The sequence below is a fragment of the Thalassotalea sp. G2M2-11 genome (assembly GCF_017168195.1).
Taxonomy (GTDB): Bacteria; Pseudomonadota; Gammaproteobacteria; order Enterobacterales; family Alteromonadaceae; genus Thalassotalea_E.
In genome coordinates this window covers 37314-58569 of the sequence record NZ_JADNYL010000006.1, presented here as the reverse complement: position 1 = coordinate 58569, position 21256 = coordinate 37314, and the positions used below count along the sequence as shown (strand labels likewise).

Below are 21256 nucleotides of genomic sequence, written 5' to 3'. Positions count from 1 at the left end.
GGTATGACCATTCGAAGTGCGACTGCCGTGATCGATCTGGCGGCTTTACAACAGAATTTTTCTGCGATTAAAAAGCTTGCACCGCAATCTAAGGTGCTAGCGGTATTAAAAGCCAATGCTTATGGACATGGCTTAGAGCGTGTTGCTAAAGCCTTACATCAGGCGGATGCGTTTGGAGTTGCCAGAATAGAAGAAGCATTGGCATTACGCGCAGATGGTATTACTCAGCCGATCGTATTGTTAGAAGGTTTTTTTGCTCAGGATGAATTGCCGATTTTAGTTAAAAATAATCTGCAAACTATCGTGCATAGTGAACAGCAATTGACAGCACTTATTCAGGCAAAGCTTGATACACCATTAAAAGTATGGCTAAAAATTGATACTGGAATGCATCGGCTAGGTATTGATCCTGAACAATTACCTTATTTTTATCAGCAGCTTGAAGCAAGTGCTAATGTGCATAAAGCGTTAACGCTGATGAGTCATTTAGGTTGCGCCGATAATACGCAAGATGATGCGACCGAAGCACAGTTACAGCGTTTTTCACAATTAACGGCAGATTTTGATAATGATAAAAGCCTAGCAAATTCTGCGGGGATCTGGGCTTGGCCTGAAAGCCATTACCATTGGGTGCGTCCTGGCTTAATGCTCTATGGTATTTCACCAATGCTGGCAGATGATAAGTCTTTTTACCAAGAAATTAAGCCAGTTATGTCATTACAAGCTGGTTTGATTGCCACCAGAAAAATTACTGCTGGTGAGACGGTCGGTTATGGTGGCGCTTGGCAAAGTGAACGAGATACGATTATAGGGGTGGTGGCGATAGGCTATGGTGATGGCTACCCAAGACATGCTAAAAATGGCACGCCAGTGTTGTTGAATGGTCGACGAGTGCCGTTAGTTGGTCGGGTGTCTATGGATATGATCACCATAGATTTAGGACCAGATGCACAAGACAAGGTAGGTGATATTGCAACACTTTGGGGGCCATCACTGAATGTGGCAGAAGTGGCAAGAAATGCCACTACCATACCTTATGAATTACTATGTAATATCAGTAAGCGGGTTAATATATCCGTAAAAACATGATAAAAGCAGCGTATTTAACTGGCAAATAAGCAATTTGCGAGTGTTTTTTGAATGGCGACAATATCGTCCCCTTTGCGTAATTCTCTACTGATCGGAGTGTCTTGACCCGAAATATAAATTTTTAGATCAGAATCTAAATCAAAATGTCCCGCACTTTCTATTTTAAAATGAGTGATCGCTTTGTACGGAATTGAATGATACTCAACTTTACTACCAGTAATTCCTTGTTTATCAATTAATATCAAACGTTTGTTCGTGAAAATAAATTGATCGCGGATCAATTTAAATCCTAATTCGACAGTTTCATTGTTAGCAAGAATTGGGGATAACTCTTCACTTAGCTGTTCAACATCGACTTGTGAAGCATTACCCATTAACCCCGATAAAAAACCCATAATTATTCCTTAATTTATATGTGTAGCGAATATATTACTGTGAGCCCGACATAAAGCAAATTATTCCCCTTGCATGGTGGCAATTATCTGTCTCGCACCTGCATGGTTGCGATGCTCGCCTAAATAGATACCCTGCCATATGCCGATATTTAATTGTCCGTTGGTGATAGGAATAGTTACGCTACTCCCTAGTAAACTCGCTTTGATATGAGCAGGCATATCATCGGCGCCTTCATAGGTGTGCTGATAATAGGGCGCGCCTTCTGGTACAAAATGATTGAAATGTGCTTCCATATCACTTCTTACTGTTGGATCGGCATTTTCGTTAAGTGTTAAGGACGCAGAAGAGTGTTTAATAAAGAGATGAAGTAAACCTACGCGAATATTATTCATAGACTCGAGTTGGTTGACTATTTCATCGGTAACTAAATGGAACCCTCTGGGCTTGGCGGATAAAGTCAGTTGTGTTTGTTGCCACATAATGGTGAATCTTTTAAAGCGAATTTGTGGACATCATAAACAAAAAAGCCTCTAGTTTTTAGAGGCTTTGCTGAGAATATCCGTTGTTACTTATCGAAGCTAAATTCGATATAGGCTTTACCTTGCGGTGAATTGAGCGGAATGATGACGATGGGGCCTTCTGCTTTATGCTTGATGGTATGTCGAGGACCTGATACAACCATAGGCGTTGCCATATCAAATTCAAAGCCTTTTTCACTCAGCATACGTTTAGCGCCACCAGTCACCATATTCGTGATCTCACCGACTAAATCGGTAATTTCGTCGTTGACCTCATCTGGTGCTTCACCAACCATGCCTTTCATTGTCGCTAATGCTAATGGGGCATCAAAGGTAATTGATAATGAACCTTTTGTTTGTTCACTAACCATACCAATAAGTCCGGAGACATCACCCATTGCCACTTCATCTTTCTTCAATTTGGGCTTTTCCGGTGTGAGTTCCATTTGTGCCATAGTTGACATAACGTTAAGCATCGATGATAAAAATGGGTTAATAAACTCTACATTCATGAATATTCTCAAAGCCTTATTTCATACTAGTATTATGATTTTGCACCTAATGAGACAAAATGTAAATCAATGAATACTAATTATTATTTTACGATAGTAGCTACTTTTTTAGACCCAGTAAACGTTAAGCTGCCATTTATTACAGAGTCTTGATAATTCACAGTATTTACTTGTTTAGTGTAAGTATCGACGAGTAAATCATTTTTTACCACTAAACCGGCTAAATTATTTTTGAAAACGGCTTCTTGAAAAACGTAAATTTTTCCTTGGTTGACCTCTAAACCAACCCAGTCTAATTCGATGTTTTCATTATTCATCAATAATTTAAAGTGTTGGTTGAAATAGTTTCTAATGTAGCTATCGTAGTGTTTATGCTCGGGAGAAAAATTTTCTTGTTTGATTTCAGCTATCGCATTTTCTATGTCATGCGCAGTGAATTGGTGAATGACTTCTAAGGTTTGATGGTTTGGATTAACCGAAAGTTCGGTCAATCCAAAAAAGTACCGATGGGCAAAGCTGCTAGTGCTTTGCCCTAGGATGATCAAAACAAAGAGTATTTTCAATGTTTGTTGGATCATGCTTATTTATCTTCTTTTTTCTGGTTGTCTTTATCATCTGATTCTTCATCAGATTTTAGTTCAACATTGTAATCACGCATCATGTCTTTTTTCTTGCGTTTGTACAGTTCAAAACGTGATTTAATTGGGCGAGCAGGCCAGTAATTATTATTTACATCAGTATCTGCTGTTTCCCAGTTAGGATCTAATGCGATAGCCGTTAGCTCTTTTTCGGTGATAAATAATTTAGAGACTTTATCGGTATTTTTACGCCATATCTCTGCTGGAATACGCACATGCTCGGTGGTACCGTCAGCAAATGTTAAATCCAGTAATATTGGCATAGGCAATCCGCCTTTGTTTTTAAAATCAACAATGTAAAAGTTTCTATCATCAACGAGTAAATCTTTTTCCCATTGCTTCAATTTCTTTTGTTTGCTGTTATAGCTATTACGGGCAGCATTGGTTGCCGTAAACTTGTCATGTTCGTTATAAAAATCTAATAACTCAGGCTTATCATTAGTACGTAACCAGTGACCTTTGTTGCGAAGATCCGAAATAAACGTCGGCTTTTCGTTTTCTAATGCTCGTTCCCAAGCTTCTTCAACGTCTGGATTTTGGCTGTTTGGACGGTATAAATGAATATCTCCAAGGGCAATATCAACATGATCTGTGGTGTAGAACCAACCACGCCAGAACCAGTCTAAATCAACGGCAGATGCATCTTCCATAGTACGGAAAAAGTCAGCAGGAGTCGGGCGTTTGAACTTCCAGCGTTGTGCATACTCACGAAATGCGAAGTCAAATAATTCACGACCCATAATAGTTTCACGTAAAATGTTTAACGCCGTTGCTGGTTTACCATAAGCGTTATTACCAAATTGTAAAATTGACTCTGAGTTGGTCATGATAGGCACTTGGTTTGCGCTTTTCATATAGCTGGTAATGTTGGCTGCATGACCACGACGAGACGGGTAGTTTTCTTCCCAAGCTTGCTCAGCAAGAAATTGCAAAAAGGTGTTTAACCCTTCGTCCATCCATGTCCATTGACGTTCGTCAGAGTTAACGATCATTGGGAAGTAGTTATGACCAACTTCATGAATAATTACTCCGATCAAACCGTATTTAGTGCGACGAGAATAAGTTTTTTCACCCGTTTTTTCGTTCAATGTTGGGCGAGGTCCGTTAAAAGTGATCATTGGATATTCCATGCCACCGACAGGACCATTTACTGAGATTGATACCGGATAAGGGTAATCAAAAGTATACTTGTTGTATTGCTCCATGGTATGGATGATAGCTTCGGTTGAATACTTTTCCCATAAAGGATTACCTTCATTTGGGTAGAAAGACATTGCCATGGTATCTGTACCGCCTTTTTTATACCCTTGCGCATCCCAGATAAACTTACGGCTAGAAGCAAAGGCAAAATCACGGACATTTTCTGCTTTAAAGTGCCATGTTTTGGTAGCTTTAGCACGAGACTTCTCGTTTTCTAGCGCTTCGTCTGGCGTGACAATTAATACCGGTTTTGTGGCTGTTTTAGCTTTTGCTAAACGTTGACGTTGTTGCTTAGTTAATACTTTTGATGGGTTTTGTAATACGCCCGTTGCAGCAACAATGTGATCGGCAGGTACTGTGATTTCAACATCATAATCACCAAACTCTAACGCAAATTCACCACTACCAAGGAATTGTTTATTTTGCCAGCCCATGACATCGTAATAAGCGACAGCACGAGGGAACCACTGAGCCATTTCGTATAAATAGTTATCATCTTTTTCAAAGTATTCATAACCAGAGCGACCACCAAGTACTTTTTGTTCATGTAATTGGTAATTCCAATCGACATTGAATTCAACTTTTTTACCTGGTTTTAATGGCTTGTTTAAGTCAATGCGTAACATAGTATTATTGATGGTAAAGCGCATTGCATCGTTACTTGAATCAGTAACTTTTGTTATTTCGTATCCACCGTCAAATTTATCTGCTTCAACGATACCACGCATACCACGATAAGTAATTTTCTTGCCAGGTGCGCCACTGATGCTATTGGCAACAGAATCACGTTTTAGTCTATTTTGGTCTAATTGCAACCAAATATAGCGTAACGTATCAGGCGAGTTATTGATGTATTCAATCGTTTCAGAGCCAGTTAAACGTTGGTTTTCATCATCAATAGTAATATCAATTTCATAATTGACTTGTTGTTGCCAATATTGGTGGCCAGGGGCACCAGATGCTGTGCGGTAAGTATTCGGTGTTGGTAATATTTCTTCTAGCTGACGAAATTTATCAGTTTCAATTGTATTTTTTGCATAGACGTTACCGATACCAGCAACAGCAAAACACAATAAAGCAGATTTTATTGATATTTTCATAGGGTTTCCAAGTTGATGTGCTTTATATAATTTTTTAACTGGTTTTTATATCACAACTTATTAAATGAGGTTAAGTCGAGTGAGGGATTACTGCGATGAGTTGCATAGAAATTGAGATTAACTAGAAATGTAGAGCTATTGGCATGCCTGACAATTTCCATGGGCTTCGACAATTTGGTGAGAGATGGCAAAGCCTTTTTTAATCGCTAGGCTACGTAGGGCATTATCAAAATCATTCGATTGTACTTCTTCAACATGACCGCAATTGTCACAAATAAGTAATTGCACGGGGTGATCACAGTCACCAAAATGATGGCACAATACAAAAGCATTGATGGATTCAATTTTATGGACAAAGCCTTGTTGGCTTAAAAAGTCTAATGCGCGATAAATCGTTGCCGGTTTAGCTGCTGGATCAATGGCTTTGAGCTGATCAAGTAATTCATAGGCACCAATGGCGCCATCTTGCTGTGTCAGTAACTTGAATACTTGCTCGCGAGCGAGGGTAAATCGAGCACCACGTTTTTGACAACTGGCTTTAGCTTGTTCTAGTAACTGTTCTGGCGAGATACCCATGTAACTTGTCCGATATAAATATTGATGCTTGGGCATGATATCAACATACGTATCAAAAGTTAAACATAGTCGTATTTACCTTGCATTGATATGCTTTAATGTGAGCTTGTTAATTAACGTGTGTTGACATCTGATAGTGCCATTGAGATTTAAATGCGTTAATATTTATCGTTGATAGCTTGCTCAACATTTAAATGGATGTTTATGTTTAAAAAATATGTGAAACCCATCTTACTTTTTAACCGCTCCCAAGCGAAAGCGCCAAACATTATACTGGTCTATTTATTGATTTGGTTGTTATGGCATCATCGCTTCTTTATTGATCTCTTTATTAGTCAAGCAAGCGTGAGTGAACGATTGCATTTAGCATTAGCAAATAATGAACATCAATATATGATGGTGTTATTGCTAACGGGTACTTTCTATGGACTGCGTTTGCTTTATCTTTATTTTAGTCAGAAAGCGGATGAAATTATTGAAGAAGATGAGCCGATTGAAAGTAAAATTCAAAATGATCAATTGTTTAAAGAAAATAAAGACGTGATCAGGTTACTTGAATTATTGGAAGAGACAAAAAATAAACTAGCTGCAACAAGAGCAAGTGAAGCGCAAATGAAAACTGAAAAAATTGCGGCAATAAATCGTGTAAGGGCTTTGCAAAATGAACTTGAAGAAGTAAAAGCAGACTTAGACATTATGGTTAACTCGAATGCCGAGCTAACAGCCAAATTAAAGCAAAACGTGACGGCATAAATTATTTGAAAAGTAGCCAAAACTTGAACTGTCAGATTTGATTAGCGAAATTCAATCAAATCTGACGGTTACATCGACCAATTGATTTTCCAGCCAAAATCCGACTTAGGCTCTGCGTACAACCGCTTGCTGTGTCCCCCGCAGTGCATAAGTTCTTTCAGAAATAAAACACGCCCTAAGTAATAACGGAAATAAACCAACTCGCAAAACTTTGCCATTCATCGGTAGCAGTAAGTTCACTTCTTAAAGGCACTAAAGCAAGAGTAGCGACACCGATTATGTAGGCTGGATGTATGATCTTTTTCTTATAAAAATCGTAACTCATGGCGATCAATATGGGAGACAACCACACAGCAGTCGTCACGATGTACGATGACGGTAAGAATGACATTCTTCCTACCGCGGCTATAGTAAGCATTACAGTTGCTACAAGCATAAGGCGTTTATGAATTTCAGGTTTATGCCGATAAGCGATAGCTGATGCAAAAAAGAGAGGAAAAATTATCATATCGCTAAGTGGTGCTATCAGAAATGCTTTGGCTAATGCTTCTTGCTTATCATTGAAATAAAATGCGATTCTATTGATGGTAGTAGCTAGTCCGACGACAACCAATAAGACGGCATACCCTATACCAAACTTTCCTAGTTTTACATGTAGATCCATTCTTCCTATCGCGGGCAATATAGCCTGAGTTGAAAATAGAGCGATCCATCCGCCAAAAACTATCGCATGGAAATGAAGGATTAATGGTGAGCCTTTGCCGCTGATGAGTGTGTCTACATACCCTGGTCCAAATCCCGCTAGGACAATTGTAAAAATCAGCGCACAAAGTCCGCCATAATAAGATACTTTGCTGGGGGCTTTATATTTCTCGGTCAGAATAGGCATAGTAACTTATTCAACTTTTTAGCTATTAGAGGGAATACACTAGTTCGAGTACGATGAGTATAACAGCTTATTATTTAGACGCCTCACTTACTGCGAAAATGGTGTATTGCTAAAACCTTTTTAATCCATTTTTTGCTCAGTGCAGAGTTTCGCATTTGTTCTATATTTGAGCGAAGTTAAACTGGCAATCGAAGTCGAGACTTTTATAGTGTAGGTTTTGTCGTTCTCATATCGCTTAGTTCGCTAGCAGTAAGCCATCGTTTCTTTGCTGAACGTTATCCATTCGTTGTATACTAGGCGACTATTTTTTATCGGGTGAATGAATGTATAAAGCTATTCATTTATCTTCCAAAGTTTAAGAGATTATAAGTGAATGCATGATCATAAGCTTTCCGTTGCGCCCATGTTAGATTGGACGGATTCATTATTTTTAAAAGGCTAGCGAGCATCAAGGGGCACTAGTGATTTTGCAAACCCGACGAGGGGCACTTCTTTCGAGTATTTTTATTAACTGAAAATGTTAGTCATTCTTCTATTAAAATAAGTGTTTTTTACTATGATTCAAAAAGAACTTCTAATTATAAATGACAGGGATAGAGCTAACTGTCGATTCTTTAAAGAGGCTAAAGAGTTTGAGGACAAAGAAGGGGTTAAGTATAGAAAAACACTAGTACTATTAGCTATGTTTTCATTAATCTATAACTTTGCAGGAATTAAAATTACAGGTTCAGGTATAGGTATTGTTAGTGGGACAATATCAAGTCCAGCAATTATTGGCTGGGCATTATTCATAGCGTTGATATACAGTTTAGTTCTCTATTTAGCATTTCTTTGGTCAAGCTACGAAAATTATTATTTGTCAATAACGGGGGAAGGTAATAAGAGAAAGTTTGAGCAATCTCTAATTATTTATTTTTCAGAAGTTAAAATAAAAACTTTCCTAAAGAACAATAACATTGATGTTAGTCGCGTACAGTTTCACAGTTATGATGAGCTCCATGGTACAAAGCATTTAATAGAAGTACATGGCGCAGATAACTATCAAACTGAATCAATAGTAGATCTATTAAAAGATATAGGGCTAGAAAGGCACTCTCATAAGAATATTGATTCAGATTTTGTTTTTTCTTTTCCTTATGAGCTTAGTGAGGATGATAATAAGTACTTAAATAAGCATTTTAAATATCTCAAGTTATTGCACTTCAAAATATTTATTGAATACAGAGTTCCGTATATTTTTGCTATTATGGCTGTCAGCTCATTTTGGTTGCGACTCCAATTCTGAAATAATAAATAGTATTCATTAAATAGGAGTCCTACTTTTTGAGGGGCACTAAGGGGGCACCGTTGTCCTACCTGAAAGAAAGTATTTGTTTATAAATACGAAAGCGATTGAATCTTATACTATAAGCGGTTAACCATTAATGAATAAAAGCTTTAAAAAACATCAGCTTAGCGTCGCGCCCATGCTCGATTGGACGGATCGCCATTGTCGTTACTTTTATCGTGTTATGTCAAAGCGCACGGTGCTGTATACTGAGATGGTAACCACAGGTGCTATTTTGTTTGGTCAAGGGGATTACCTTTCATTTAATAATGAAGAGCATCCTGTGGTACTACAGTTAGGTGGCAGTGATGTCAACGCGATGACTGAATGCGCCAAAATTGCCGAACATCAGGGCTACGATGAGATCAATATTAATGTGGGTTGCCCGTCTGATCGTGTACAAAATGGTCGCTTTGGTGCTTGTTTGATGGCAGAGCCTGAATTAGTTGCCGAGTGTGTTAACCAAATGCAAAATGTTGTTGATATTCCTATTACGGTGAAATCACGTATTGGGATTGATGATCAAGACAGTTATCAATTTTTGCATACCTTTATTGATACTGTTGCGCAAGCGGGCTGTCAGCACTTTATTGTCCATGCGCGTAAAGCATGGCTAAGTGGCTTAAGCCCGAAACAAAATCGTGAAGTGCCACCACTGGACTACCAACGCGTTTACCAATTAAAACAAGATTTTCAACAGCTGGAAATCTCTATTAATGGTGGTATCAAAAACTATCAAGAAGTGATCACACATTTAGCGCATATTGATGGGGTGATGATAGGTCGAGAAGTTTACCAAAACCCATATTTTCTTGCTCAAGCAGATCAGCAGTTATGGGGAGAGACGACACCTATTTTGTCTCGTGGCGAAATTATTGAACAGATGGCTGAATATATTGACCGATACGTTCAAAATGGCGGAAAAGTCTGGCATGTTGTTCGTCATATGTTGGGACTTTGCAATGGTTTGCCCGGAGCCAAACAATTTAGACGATATTTAAGTGAAAATTCGCGACGAGAAAATGGTGATAGCGCTATTTTGCATGAAGCTTTTTCACTCGTTGGTAAAACTAACATGTCCTGATATCGGGATTTCACCTCCCAATTTCGGAATATTGAGAGGTGAATGTTATTTTATTGATTTACTAATTGATAAGAAAAATTACTAATTAGTGGTTAAATTAGCTAACTCTCTAGCAACTGATGAAAGATGTTTCTAGAGGGTTTAAAATTGTAAGAATTAAATATATTTAATATTCAATAACTTATGGATTAATTCGATCTTTGGCACAACCTTTGTACTAGTTAATGCGTCTTTACTATTAACAACCTATGGAGAGTGCAAATGTTAAGTTTAGTGACGCTGTTTAGTTTAATGATGTCCCCAGCCGTTTTGATTGTGGCTATTTCTTTTATTGTCAGTGCGTTAGAAGGAAAGTCTAGCGTGTTAACAGCATGTGATACCAGTAGTTTATTGGAAACAGTCACACTGTAAATGATTGTTTATCGTTAAACATCATTTTCTCTTGCTATCCGCTGTACATTTTTTTTATTGTTCGCTACTTTTATCATTAACGATTAACCAAAGTATAATGATAAATGCCATATTCCCAGTTAATTAGCCCCCAATCATTAAAACAAATTCTTAAACAGCCAAATTTGGTGCTCTTAGATGCCAGTATTCCTCCGGTTGCTGGTATACCTGAGCCTGAGCACGGTTGGCCGCAAGTCACTATTCAAGGTGCTCGCCGTTTTGATTTAAACGATAATTTTTCTGATCGTCACAGTGAGTTTTCACATACGTTACCATCGGTTGAACAATTTCAGCAGTCAGCGAGAGCGCTTGGCATCAATCGCGATAGTCAAATTGTTGTTTATGATAATGTCGGTATTTACTCTGCGCCGCGTGCTTGGTGGATGTTTAAAGCAATGGGGCATAGCAATGTCGCAGTGCTTGATGGTGGTTTACCCAACTGGTTAGCGCAAGGGTATGCGGTTGAGCCTGCTCAGCATATGACCATTGAACAAGGAGACATTCATTGTAGCCTTGAGCCGCAATACTTTTGCGATTATCGTGATGTACTTAAAGCCATTGACGATGATGACACTACGATCATAGATGCTCGTGCAGAAAATCGCTTTCTGGGCAAAACACCAGAGCCAAGAAAGGGGCTAAGAAGTGGTCATATTCCAAATTCAAAAAGCTTACCTTTTCAAACGCTCATTTCTCAAGGTCAATTAGTTGAAAAAGCGCAATTACAACAAAGTTTTGCTGAGATAGCACAGACAAACCAAACGTTAGTCTTTTCTTGTGGTTCAGGCATTACTGCTTGCGTACTGGCGCTTGCGGCTGATATTGCTGAGTTCCCTAACCTGCGTGTTTATGATGGTTCTTGGGCTGAATGGGGCAGCAACGAGCAATTACCTATTAGTTGATCCACTATTCTCTTTCTTTCTCTGTTAGCTGATTTGACTAATCCACTGGTCAAATTGGCTAAATAATCGTTTGACATATTATGTCTTGATTTTCTCCTTCTTCGCTCCATTATAAATTTATCTAATATTATCAGTATATTACGTTTTTATTTCTTGTTGGCACAAGCCTTGATATAGAAGTAGTAACTGGTGAAAAGCCATGATGAAAAAAATTAAATAGTTAGGAGTACAGAATGAAAAGTATCAATCAAATAATTGCTATCTCTGTCGTCGTTCTAGGATTAGGAACATCAAGCCTTGCATCTGCAGAAAGCCAAAACAACTTGGACAACTCGTTAAGACAAGTGCTTGTTAATCAAAGTCAGCAAGTGTCTCAACATTTAACTGAGCAATTGAAGCAATCAATTAGCACATCACTTAAGCAAATGATGACTTTTGATAATGCGGTAACACCGCAATCAACAGTGATGATCACATCACAACAAAAAAAATTAGTAAGCCAAAATAACGTAATCGCATCAGAAGAGTAGGAGAAGATTATTATGGGTATGTTTTCACGTTTCACTGATATTGTAAATGCCAACATAAACAGTATGTTAGATAAAGCAGAGCATCCTGAGAAAATGATCAAGTTGATCATTCAAGAGATGGAAGAAACATTAGTTGAAGTGCGTTCAACTGCAGCAAAACAAATTGCTGAAAAGAAAACGCTGATGCGTCAAATCCGTGCGCAGGAAACCAGTGTCAGCCATTGGCAAGAGAAAGCGACAATAGCTGTCTCGAAAGGTCGAGATGATTTAGCCAGATCGGCATTGGTTGAGAAAAATAAGTGTCAAACAAAAGTTGATGCGTTACAAGAAGAACTCGCCCAATTTGAAGAATCTTTAATGGCTGTGCAAGAAGATGCAAGCCGTTTACAAGAAAAATTGAGTGAAGCTAAACGTCGTCAAGAAAGCTATGTGTTACGACAAGAGTCAGCACAAGTGCGGTTAAAGGCACGTGAAACGGCTGCGGTTTATAACATTGACGATGCCATTGGCAAATTTGAACGTTATCAGCAAAAAATAGATGACATTGAAGCGCAGGTTGAAGCATTTGATATGACATCAAACCAAGATTTAGCTAGTCAAATTAACGCGCTAGAAACCGATGAAGATCTTGATAAAGAACTTGAAGCGTTAAAAAAACAAGTGGCTAATGCTTAAGGGGTAACTGATGCATATAGCAAAACTTACTTGGTTAACGCTATTTGCAATCTACCTTTCGCCAGTGGTGATTATGTTTATCTTTGCTGGCGTTATTTCAATTTATAGCAATCTAGTGACTTGGTTATTAGAGCAGAAAGAGGAAGTTGATCATGAGATATGAACGAGAATATTTAATGCAGAATAGATTGACCAAAGATATGGTGCATAAAAAGCTATCAGGTGTCTGTGGTGGTATTGCTAGGCATTATCAGTTGTCACGATTAGGTGTTCGTATTGCCGCAGTGGTTTCGTTATTTGCATTTCCTGTTGTGACAGGTGTGGCCTATATTGTCGCCGCCATGTTATTACCTGCACGTCGTTAATTTAGGCACAAAACACCATTAGATGCGTTAACTATTCGGGATTACTATGTCATTTTTTAAATCGTTATTATTAGCTATTGTGGCAACATTATTTCTAACCTATGTACTGGGTATCAGCTTTATTGAGATGTTAGATGTTGATGTTTACATGGGCGACAAACTGATTGAACCATTAAAAGCGATTAGTATCTCGGCCATTGTCGTGGTGATTTTAGTGCTTGTCGCGCTGGCTATTGTGTTGAGTGTATTTGGTTCGCTAATTTTTATTGGCATGTTAATTCTAGGCGGTTTTGCCATGGTGATGATCGGTGTATTCTGGCCTATATTGTTAATTGCTGGATTGATATGGCTTGTGACCCGCAATGAAAAAAGGCAATTGAATTAACATTAAAAAGTTCGCGTATGACGACAGAGCTCATCATACGCGTGTTTGTTTAGTTAAAGAAAGAGGCGAGAATATCTTGGCAGGTTTGTGTTTTTACTAAACGAGAAAACTCAACCTTTTCCGCTTCAAGGGCATCATTGACTTGTTGCGCTGTTGCTTTTTTAATTAATGCTCGGCTGGTTTGAGTGGCATCGGCTGGTAAAGCGGCAATCGTTTGAGCGTGTTTCTCTGCTAAAGAGAGTAATTCTTCTGGTTCACAACAGTAATTAGCAATGCCGTATTGTGCTGCTTGTTGACCAGAAAACAATGTACCAAGCACCAATAATTCAAAAGCGCGATTATGGCCAACACGCAATGGTAATAATACACTTGAAGCAGCTTCAGGGCATAAACCTAGCTGAGTGAAGGGTAACTTAAATTTTGCATTCGGTGTTGTCAGTACATAATCACAATGCAATAGCATAGTGGTACCAATGCCAACGGCAGGGCCTGCAACGGCAGCGACAATGGGTTTAGTAAAATTTGCAAGGGCTTGTACAAAAGCGAATGCTGCCAATTCATCGTCATAGGCATGTTTGATGAAATCATCAAGGTCATTACCTGCACAAAAGCATTGTTCGTTACCTTTGATCAATACACAATGAATATCATCGTTAGTTTGTGCTTGTTGAAATAATTGGCAAAGCTGTTGATACATAGTGGTATTAAGAGCATTTTTTTTATCAAAACGGTTAATCGTGATGGTTAACACATTATTTTGTAAATCAGAGAGAATTAAGTTATCCATTTGTTTTAAGCTTAGTTACAATACTGGCATAACAATAATATGGATAAAAATGGATGTATAGCGCTATATGAAAAATTTATTGATTCGCACACCTTTATTAATGGGCTTGTTGTTTTCTTTAGGAAGTTTTTTGTTATCGAATCAGGTAATCGCAAGTGAAGTGTCCGTTGAACATGGCTATGTGAGAGCGACAATTCCTGGTACTAAAGTTTCTTCTGCTTATATGGAAATTGTAAACGAAGGGGAAAAGCCAGTGGTATTATTATCTGCGAGCGGTCAAATCAGTGATCGCATTGAAATACATCAACACACCATGGAAAACGGTATGATGAGAATGCGCCAGCAAGATTCTTTAACAATTCCTGCACATGACTCAGTGACACTTCAACCTGGCGGTTATCATTTAATGATTTTCAATGTTACTCAACCATTAAAAGTAAATGACGAAATAACGTTAACATTGCACTTTAAGGAGGCAGCAGCTATGACTGTGACCTTACCAGTGAAAAGTATTGTTCGTAAAAAACAAACAGAGAACCATCATCACCATCATTAGGAGCAAATTATGAATACTAATATCTCGATGAAGTTGCTGAGCTCCATATTTATCGCATTGATATTGGCACTGTATTTTTTGGGTGTGTATTGGAGTTTCGAACCTGACGAAATAAACATCCGTCAAGAGGTTACCCAGGATGCTAGCGCTGAAAATGTCGCGCCTGTTGTCGGATATACGACGACAACAGCTTTGATCCGTGTGACCGAAACATTATTGAATAAGTCGGGAGGCTATCTGGCGAATGATGCGCTGCCACCAAGCGTCTTTTTAGATAATATCCCCTCTTGGGAGTTTGGTGCGTTAGAAATGGTGCGTGATATGGCACTAGTCATGCGACAAGAATTTAGCCGTTCTCAATCGCAGTCAGTAGAAAATAAGCACCTAAAAGTAGCTCAGCCACAGTTTAATATTGATCATCGAAGCTGGGCAATGCCCAGTGCTGAAACAGAATATCAGCAGGCAATAGATGCGCTTTATGCTTATCGAAAATCATTAGCTGATGTTAATAGTCAATCGGCACAGTTTTATGCGCGTGCAGATAATTTACGAGATTGGTTACAAGAAGTGAGCAAACGATTAGGGAGTTATTCTCAACGTTTAAGTGTGAGTGTTGGCAGAGAACAATTGAATATTGATCTTGCTGGTGATGAAGCCGCTCAACAGTCAACTCAGGCATCTTCTAACATACAGCTTAAAACCAGCTGGTGGAAAATTGATAATGAATTTTATGAAGCCCGAGGGGCATGTTGGGCATTACTGCATTTTTTAAAGGCGATTGAAATCGATTTTAATGATGTGTTAGAAAAGAAAAATGCCAAAGTGAGTGTGCAGCAGATCATTCGTGAGTTAGAAGCTAGCCAAGAAGCAATATGGAGCCCGATGATCCTTAATGGTGATGGCTTTGGTTTATTGGCTAATCACTCGTTAGTGATGGCAAATTATATTTCACGTGCCAATGCGGCACTAATCGATTTGAATGATTTATTGAGTCAAGGATAAGTACATGAAAAAGCTATTGTTAGTTCCCGCTGTATTTGCACTGCAGTGTTGTAATGCCCAAGCAGATGCGATTGGGATCTACATAAGTGGGCAAGTTTGGGATAATCAGGCAAGTGGCAAGTTTGGTGAAATGGATCAGCAACTTGATTTTAACTTAGCGGATGAAAAACAGGGCAGTTATTCAATTGCGTTTGAGCACCCACTACCTTTTATTCCGAATGCTAAAATTGCCAATACATCGTTAGCTACGCAAGGGATTACTTCAATTAACGGTGAATTTTCTTTTGATGATAAGCTATTTGTAGATTCACCATTATCGGCAAATTTTGATGTTAGCTATACTGACTATACCCTTTATTATGAGATATTTGATAATGGCTTATTCTCCTTTGATATTGGCTTAACTGGGCGAGATTTTGATGGTGATGTAAGTGTTACTGGTGAGGCTATTGATGATTTAACGATCACTGGCAGCATTGCAACTGACGATATGGTGCCCATGTTATATGCATCAACCTCACTTGGATTGCCGTTAACAGGCGTTAATCTTTTTGCTCAAGGGAATTTCCTTTCTGTTGATGAGCATAGCTTATATGATTATCAGGCGGGGGTTAGTTATGAAGTCATTGATAATCTGGTTGTCGACTTTAATTTAACCTTAGGTTACCGCGCTACTAAGTTTACTTTAGAAGATATAAACGATTTGTATACCGACCTTGAATTTAAAGGACTCTTTGCTGGCGCTGTCGTGCACTTCTAACCAGTATTTTTCTGAGTTTATATTAAAGCACTCGCCTTTGGTGAGTGTTTTTTTTTGTAATTTTTTAATTACATAGTGAAAAAAATAGGGAACAAGATTTTTTGTAAATAGCTGTTTATTAATTTGTTAATGATATGTAATAATCGAGGCGGTAAATTGAATTGTATGCAATTTTATCTCTTCGGCAAGTAAAGCCATTGCTGTCGTAAGCTAATCATAAACAATAGGGACTCGTATGAAGTATAATAAAACAGCTATCGCGACTTTTATCAGTGTCGCATTAGGGACTGCGTCACTTGGTGTTGCAGCAAATGGTTCTCAAAATGAACCTTCTTTGAAATCAGTGGCTAATGTATTGAGCAATAATACCGTAGCGAAACGTCAGATTGCTACAGCCAGTGGTATGGACAATCATTATGATAATCAGTTAGGTCAATACACATTCCAGTGGGCCAGCAAAACACAGAAAAAACCTAACTTATCAATAGTAAAAGCAGAGCATAAAGCGCAAGCGGCGGCTGACTTTTATTTAAATCAATTAACCGGCGCAAATAAGTCTAAAGTTGCTTCAGTACAAGCAGTTTTAGCGAATATGCACGATCAGAAGCGTGGTGCATTGGTCGCGAAATATAAGCAAGAAGTGGCAGGGATCGAAGTTTTTAACCGCGAATACAATATTATGATGGACCAAGAGTTTAACTTGGTGGCGTCGTCAGGTTACTTTGCTTCAACAGTGAAATTATCGGCACTTTCATCTGGGCAAGGCTTTGTAGAAACAGCTACCGCTATTGAAAAAGCATTTTCTGCTATGGGTGGCAAAGTCAATACTATTTCCTTAAAAGCGCACGGTGAATCAGGAAAATATGAGCAATTTGTCGCAGAAAACTTTGCCGATGATAAAAAAATTCTTGGTCAGCCACGTGCGAAGAAAGTATTTTTTGATGTCAAAGGTGAGTTGGTACCTGCTCACTATGTAGAGCTTGAAGTTAGCAATGAAGACAGCGTTGATTCAGATTACTTCAGTTTTGTTATTTCATCTAAAACCGGCGAGGTTTTACTGAAAAATAACTTAACTAGCCATGCGGCAGATTTTAACTATCGTGTGTATGCCGACGTTGACGGCATCAATAAACCTTGGGATGGTCCACATGGTAACGTTATTCCTGCGGCTTCAATAGATCAAGAAGACACAAATGAGTATTTAGCAGCGCCTTTAGTGAGTTTAAGTGCTGGTCCTATAAGCACCAAAGATGCGTGGTTAGCTGATGATGCAACCGAAACTATTGGTAACAATGTTCGTGCATATGTAGATGCGATCGCACCAGATGGCTACACTAATGGTGACTTTACCGCAGAAATCACTTCAGCAAACACCTTTGACTATCAATACGATAGTGAGCAAACCGAAAACTCTATGCATAACCGTAAAGCCGCCATTGTGAATTTATTCTATATGAATAACTTTTTACATGATTGGTTTTATGATCATGGCTTTGATGAAGCCTCAGGTAATGCTCAGTTAGTCAACTATGGTCGTGGTGGGATTGAAGGTGATCCATTACGTGCAGAAGTACAAGACAATTCAGGTTTTAATAACGCTAATATGAGTACGCCTGCCGATGGTTATTCGCCACGTATGCAAATGTACTTATGGGACAGTAAAGATGCGGTTAATGGTACCGATTACGGTATCAAGGTGAGCTCTCATAGTGATATTGGTTTATTAGAATCAACCAGACGTTCAGCCTTTGGTATGGGGCAATTTTCAGTAGCGGGTAACTTAGTACGCCTTACTGATGGTTTTGAAGATGTTGATGCGGGTAATACGACAACTGATGGTTGTGAAGAAGCCATTAATGGCGATATGTTAGCCGGTAATATTGCTATTATTGATCGTGGTGCGTGTAACTTTACTCAGAAAGTATTGCATGCGCAAAATGCTGGAGCAGTTGCGGTATTGATTGCCAACAATCGTGATGGTGATGTACCAGCTCCTATGGGAGGAAGCGATGATGCCGTTAAAATCCCTAATATGGGAATTTCACAAAACGAAGGGGCAGAAATTTACGCACTATTAGATGCGGATGAAACCGTATCTATTGAGATGTTTAACAATAAACCATACAAGGCAAGCTCTTGGGATAATGGTATTGTTGCTCATGAATGGGGTCACTATATCTCTAATCGCTTAGTTGGTAACTCTTCAGGTTTAATTAATAATCAAGGTGGCTCGTTAGGTGAAGGCTGGGGGGATTTCCATGCCTTAATGTTACTTGCTAATGCAGAAGATGCTGCGCAAGCAGGTAACGAGTTATATCAAAAACCTTACTCAGCGACTTCTTATGTTGCCTCTTTCACTAAAGGTATACGTGCCTATCCATACTCAACCAATAAAGAAGTGAGCCCTTATACTTTTGCTGATATTACTGCTGATCCAGAAGTACATGGTTCCGGTTCAGTATGGGCATCAATGCTTTGGGATGCTTATGTTGCGTTAATCAATGATGAGCGTTATACCTTTGCCCAAGCGGAAAGTCGCATGATGGACTACCTTGTAGCTGGTTATAAGATGACGCCAATTGCACCTACATTTACCGAAGCGAGAGATGCTATTTTAGCGGCCGCTTATGCGAATGATGTCGATGATTATAAGTTAATGCTCGCAGCATTTGCTGGTCGAGGTCTGGGTTTAGGTGCAGTTTCTCCAAGCCGATATTCAACTGATCACCTTGGTGTTGTTGAATCTTACGAAACAGAATTAGCGACCTTTACCGTAGATAGCCACAATTTGAATGTGAACTATGAAGGTTTAACCTCAGGTTACTGTTCAAATGACAATATTTTGGATAATACAGAAACTGCAACCGTTAGTTTTACCGTTAAAAATGGCGGTAGTGAAGTATTGACAGGTTTAGTGGGTAAAGTAGAAGTGGTTAGTGGTCATGATGTCACCTTTGCTAATGATGGCATGGTCTCGTTTGATGATGTTGCATTATTTGGCTCAGCAACAAGTGCGCCACTTGAGTTTACCTTAAACGATGCGATGACGGCAGATACGTTAGAATTGAAGCTAACTTTCCCAGAGGTTGATGAGGCGATTGTTGCGGATGAACATAGTTTATCAACAAGGGTTCACATGGACTTTAAAACACGTGAATTAGTTGGTAACAGCATGACTGATGATATGGAGACAGTAGCAACGATAAATGACTTTACTGAGCATGTCATGGTCGGTGGTGATCTTGCTAAAGGTACCTTTGGCTTAGATAGTACTTATAATTGGTTATTCCCTGTTGGTGAGCAATATACGTTTGTCAAAAATAATGGCTTTAGTTCAGACGTAGCTTTTGAAACCAAAACAATGCATGTCGGCTATGGCGGAGATTTTGTCATTAGCTGGTGGCAATACTTTGAAATCGAAGAAACCTGGGATGGCGGTGTTGTTGAAGTTAGCGTCAATGGCGGCGACTGGGCTGACGTTACCACGATGGGCGGCACATTCGAAGGTCTAGGCTATACTGGTATGATTGATGAACGAGCAGGGCATGCGTTAGCAGAAAAAGCTGCTTACACTGGTTTTAGTCCATGGCCAGGCGGTTATGAAACGCTAAACTTTGGTACTGCGTTAAATGGTAACGAAGTTAAATTCCGTTTCCGTATCGTTAGTGATACAAATACCAACGAGTTTGGCTGGTTTATTGATAACTTTAGTGTAAACAACATTACCAATAGTATTTTCTCAGATGTAGTTGCTGGTGATACTTATGCCTGTGATAACCGTTTACCAACGGTGACGATCTCTGGTGATGAATCGGTTGTTGAAGGCAACTCTGCTAACTTATCAGTAGAAGCGATTGATCCAAATAATGATGAGTTAACTTATCAATGGACGCAAACAAGTGGCACCGAAGTGACTTTAACAGGAGCTGACAGTTCAGCTATCACTTTCACTGCACCTAACGTATCGGCAACAGAAACGTTAACATTTAATGTTGATGTAAATGACGGTACAGGAACGGTGAGTGAAACTATGAGTGTGACTGTAGAAAACAAACAAGAACCTGCTCCAGTGAAATCTAAGTCTAGTTCTGGTGGTTCAACGTCTTGGTTAAGCTTATTGTTATTGCCATTAGCGTTATTACGTCGCCGTAAATAAATTAGGTGATTAGGATAAAGGCCGGCTTTATAGCTGGCCTTTTTAGCTTAAGGAGAAATTAAAGTGAAAATTAAGGTGTTACTTGTTGCTATGCTGGTTACGGTTAGCGGTTGCAATGTAGAGAATGCAAATCGTGAGCAAATTAGTAAGGATAGTCAATCCAAGGAGATGAAAACTCCCTCGCCTCAGCAATCAGCATTAGTACAGGATGCAAGTGAGATCATTGATAGAATACCAAGCGATAAGCTGAGTAAATATCCAATTACCATCAATGGTGAGAAATATATCGCTGAAACTGCGCAACTAACTAAAGGTAGCAAAGTGTTTAACCTGCTCATGCGAGAATATGGCACCATCAAAGGGAGTGTGGTTGTGGTGACTAATGCGCTTAATCAAACGTCATTGAAACAACATTTTAATTTGGCGTCAGTGGTTGAGATAGCAAAACATACCTATCGATTATACCCAAAAGATGACGCTAAAGTTTATTCACTTTATCAATCACTTGTATCGGATAATGTGATTGAAAGATCAGAACTAGAAATTGATTTTAGCGGTGAAACTTCTAGTGCGGAAAAGTATTAGTAGAGAAAAGGGAAGTTAGCT

At 39.0% G+C, this 21256-nt stretch carries 24 protein-coding genes; 16 read left to right on the top strand and 8 right to left on the bottom strand.

Annotation, left to right across the window (positions count from 1 at the left end):
* Nucleotides 1-9: 9 nt before the first annotated feature.
* Nucleotides 10-1089 carry an alanine racemase gene (alr, locus tag IV514_RS16855; RefSeq protein WP_206486527.1) on the top strand — a complete coding sequence of 360 codons (1080 nt, stop codon included), beginning with the start codon at nucleotides 10-12 and terminating at the stop codon, nucleotides 1087-1089.
* 14 nt (nucleotides 1090-1103) lie between these two features.
* Here the strand turns inward: alr and IV514_RS16850 are convergent, their stop codons facing one another.
* From IV514_RS16850 to zur, 6 genes are all read right to left on the bottom strand, one after another.
* A complete protein-coding gene (locus tag IV514_RS16850; protein WP_206486486.1) occupies nucleotides 1104-1484 on the bottom strand; it encodes a PH domain-containing protein in 381 nt (126 codons plus the stop codon).
* A gap of 60 nt (nucleotides 1485-1544) precedes the next feature.
* Entirely contained in the window at nucleotides 1545-1967 is a 423-nt protein-coding gene (locus IV514_RS16845) for a secondary thiamine-phosphate synthase enzyme YjbQ (RefSeq protein ID WP_346776944.1), read from the bottom strand.
* Nucleotides 1968-2050: 83 nt separating this feature from the next.
* The gene (locus tag IV514_RS16840) at nucleotides 2051-2515 is read right to left on the bottom strand and encodes a chemotaxis protein CheX (RefSeq protein WP_206486484.1); all 465 of its coding nucleotides are present in this window, start codon (nucleotides 2513-2515) and stop codon (nucleotides 2051-2053) included.
* Between the two features lie 83 nt (nucleotides 2516-2598).
* Nucleotides 2599-3093, bottom strand: coding sequence for a DUF6702 family protein (locus IV514_RS16835; protein ID WP_206486483.1), 495 nt, complete (start codon nucleotides 3091-3093; stop codon nucleotides 2599-2601).
* 2 nt (nucleotides 3094-3095) lie between these two features.
* Entirely contained in the window at nucleotides 3096-5453 is a 2358-nt protein-coding gene (locus IV514_RS16830; protein WP_206486482.1) for a M1 family metallopeptidase, read from the bottom strand.
* A 135-nt stretch (nucleotides 5454-5588) separates the two neighbouring features.
* Nucleotides 5589-6023, bottom strand: a complete 435-nt coding sequence (zur, locus tag IV514_RS16825) for a zinc uptake transcriptional repressor Zur (RefSeq protein ID WP_206486526.1) — start codon at nucleotides 6021-6023, stop codon at nucleotides 5589-5591.
* Nucleotides 6024-6233: 210 nt separating this feature from the next.
* On the opposite strand from zur, the gene IV514_RS16820 reads away from it, so the two are divergent.
* A complete protein-coding gene (locus IV514_RS16820; RefSeq protein ID WP_206486481.1) occupies nucleotides 6234-6782 on the top strand; it encodes a hypothetical protein in 549 nt (182 codons plus the stop codon).
* Between the two features lie 175 nt (nucleotides 6783-6957).
* Here IV514_RS16820 and IV514_RS16815 read toward each other — a convergent pair whose 3' ends face one another.
* Nucleotides 6958-7671 carry a hypothetical protein gene (locus IV514_RS16815; protein ID WP_206486480.1) on the bottom strand — a complete coding sequence of 238 codons (714 nt, stop codon included), beginning with the start codon at nucleotides 7669-7671 and terminating at the stop codon, nucleotides 6958-6960.
* Between the two features lie 556 nt (nucleotides 7672-8227).
* Here IV514_RS16815 and IV514_RS16810 point away from each other — a divergent pair.
* The 9 genes from IV514_RS16810 (at nucleotide 8228) to IV514_RS16770 (ending at nucleotide 13389) form a co-directional block, all read left to right on the top strand.
* Nucleotides 8228-8956 carry a hypothetical protein gene (locus IV514_RS16810; protein WP_206486479.1) on the top strand — a complete coding sequence of 243 codons (729 nt, stop codon included), beginning with the start codon at nucleotides 8228-8230 and terminating at the stop codon, nucleotides 8954-8956.
* A 139-nt stretch (nucleotides 8957-9095) separates the two neighbouring features.
* On the top strand, nucleotides 9096-10082 hold the full coding sequence (dusA, locus tag IV514_RS16805) for a tRNA dihydrouridine(20/20a) synthase DusA (protein ID WP_206486478.1): 987 nt from the start codon (nucleotides 9096-9098) through the stop codon (nucleotides 10080-10082).
* Between the two features lie 261 nt (nucleotides 10083-10343).
* Nucleotides 10344-10493: a hypothetical protein gene (locus tag IV514_RS16800; protein ID WP_206486477.1), complete on the top strand. Its 150-nt coding sequence runs from the start codon at nucleotides 10344-10346 to the stop codon at nucleotides 10491-10493.
* Between the two features lie 104 nt (nucleotides 10494-10597).
* A complete protein-coding gene (locus IV514_RS16795) occupies nucleotides 10598-11434 on the top strand; it encodes a sulfurtransferase (protein WP_206486476.1) in 837 nt (278 codons plus the stop codon).
* Nucleotides 11435-11667: 233 nt separating this feature from the next.
* A complete protein-coding gene (locus IV514_RS16790) occupies nucleotides 11668-11964 on the top strand; it encodes a hypothetical protein (RefSeq protein ID WP_206486475.1) in 297 nt (98 codons plus the stop codon).
* A 12-nt stretch (nucleotides 11965-11976) separates the two neighbouring features.
* The gene (gene pspA / locus IV514_RS16785; RefSeq protein WP_206486474.1) at nucleotides 11977-12639 is read left to right on the top strand and encodes a phage shock protein PspA; all 663 of its coding nucleotides are present in this window, start codon (nucleotides 11977-11979) and stop codon (nucleotides 12637-12639) included.
* 10 nt (nucleotides 12640-12649) lie between these two features.
* On the top strand, nucleotides 12650-12802 hold the full coding sequence (locus tag IV514_RS16780; protein ID WP_206486473.1) for a hypothetical protein: 153 nt from the start codon (nucleotides 12650-12652) through the stop codon (nucleotides 12800-12802).
* Entirely contained in the window at nucleotides 12792-13004 is a 213-nt protein-coding gene (locus IV514_RS16775) for a PspC domain-containing protein (protein ID WP_206486472.1), read from the top strand. Before IV514_RS16780 ends, IV514_RS16775 begins: the two co-directional genes overlap by 11 nt.
* Before the next feature lie 46 nt (nucleotides 13005-13050).
* Nucleotides 13051-13389 carry a hypothetical protein gene (locus IV514_RS16770; protein ID WP_206486471.1) on the top strand — a complete coding sequence of 113 codons (339 nt, stop codon included), beginning with the start codon at nucleotides 13051-13053 and terminating at the stop codon, nucleotides 13387-13389.
* 49 nt (nucleotides 13390-13438) lie between these two features.
* Here IV514_RS16770 and IV514_RS16765 read toward each other — a convergent pair whose 3' ends face one another.
* Complete coding sequence (locus IV514_RS16765) at nucleotides 13439-14176, bottom strand: enoyl-CoA hydratase-related protein (protein WP_206486470.1); 738 nt, start codon at nucleotides 14174-14176, stop codon at nucleotides 13439-13441.
* Nucleotides 14177-14243: 67 nt separating this feature from the next.
* Between IV514_RS16765 and IV514_RS16760 the strand changes: the two genes are divergently transcribed.
* The 5 genes from IV514_RS16760 (at nucleotide 14244) to IV514_RS16740 (ending at nucleotide 21235) form a co-directional block, all read left to right on the top strand.
* Nucleotides 14244-14732: a copper chaperone PCu(A)C gene (locus IV514_RS16760; protein WP_241242439.1), complete on the top strand. Its 489-nt coding sequence runs from the start codon at nucleotides 14244-14246 to the stop codon at nucleotides 14730-14732.
* A gap of 9 nt (nucleotides 14733-14741) precedes the next feature.
* Nucleotides 14742-15734: a DUF2333 family protein gene (locus tag IV514_RS16755; protein ID WP_206486469.1), complete on the top strand. Its 993-nt coding sequence runs from the start codon at nucleotides 14742-14744 to the stop codon at nucleotides 15732-15734.
* Between the two features lie 4 nt (nucleotides 15735-15738).
* Complete coding sequence (locus IV514_RS16750; protein WP_206486468.1) at nucleotides 15739-16494, top strand: TIGR04219 family outer membrane beta-barrel protein; 756 nt, start codon at nucleotides 15739-15741, stop codon at nucleotides 16492-16494.
* A gap of 235 nt (nucleotides 16495-16729) precedes the next feature.
* Entirely contained in the window at nucleotides 16730-20650 is a 3921-nt protein-coding gene (locus tag IV514_RS16745; RefSeq protein WP_206486467.1) for a rhombosortase-dependent M36 family metallopeptidase, read from the top strand.
* A 63-nt stretch (nucleotides 20651-20713) separates the two neighbouring features.
* Entirely contained in the window at nucleotides 20714-21235 is a 522-nt protein-coding gene (locus tag IV514_RS16740; RefSeq protein ID WP_206486466.1) for a hypothetical protein, read from the top strand.
* Nucleotides 21236-21256: the final 21 nt, after the last annotated feature.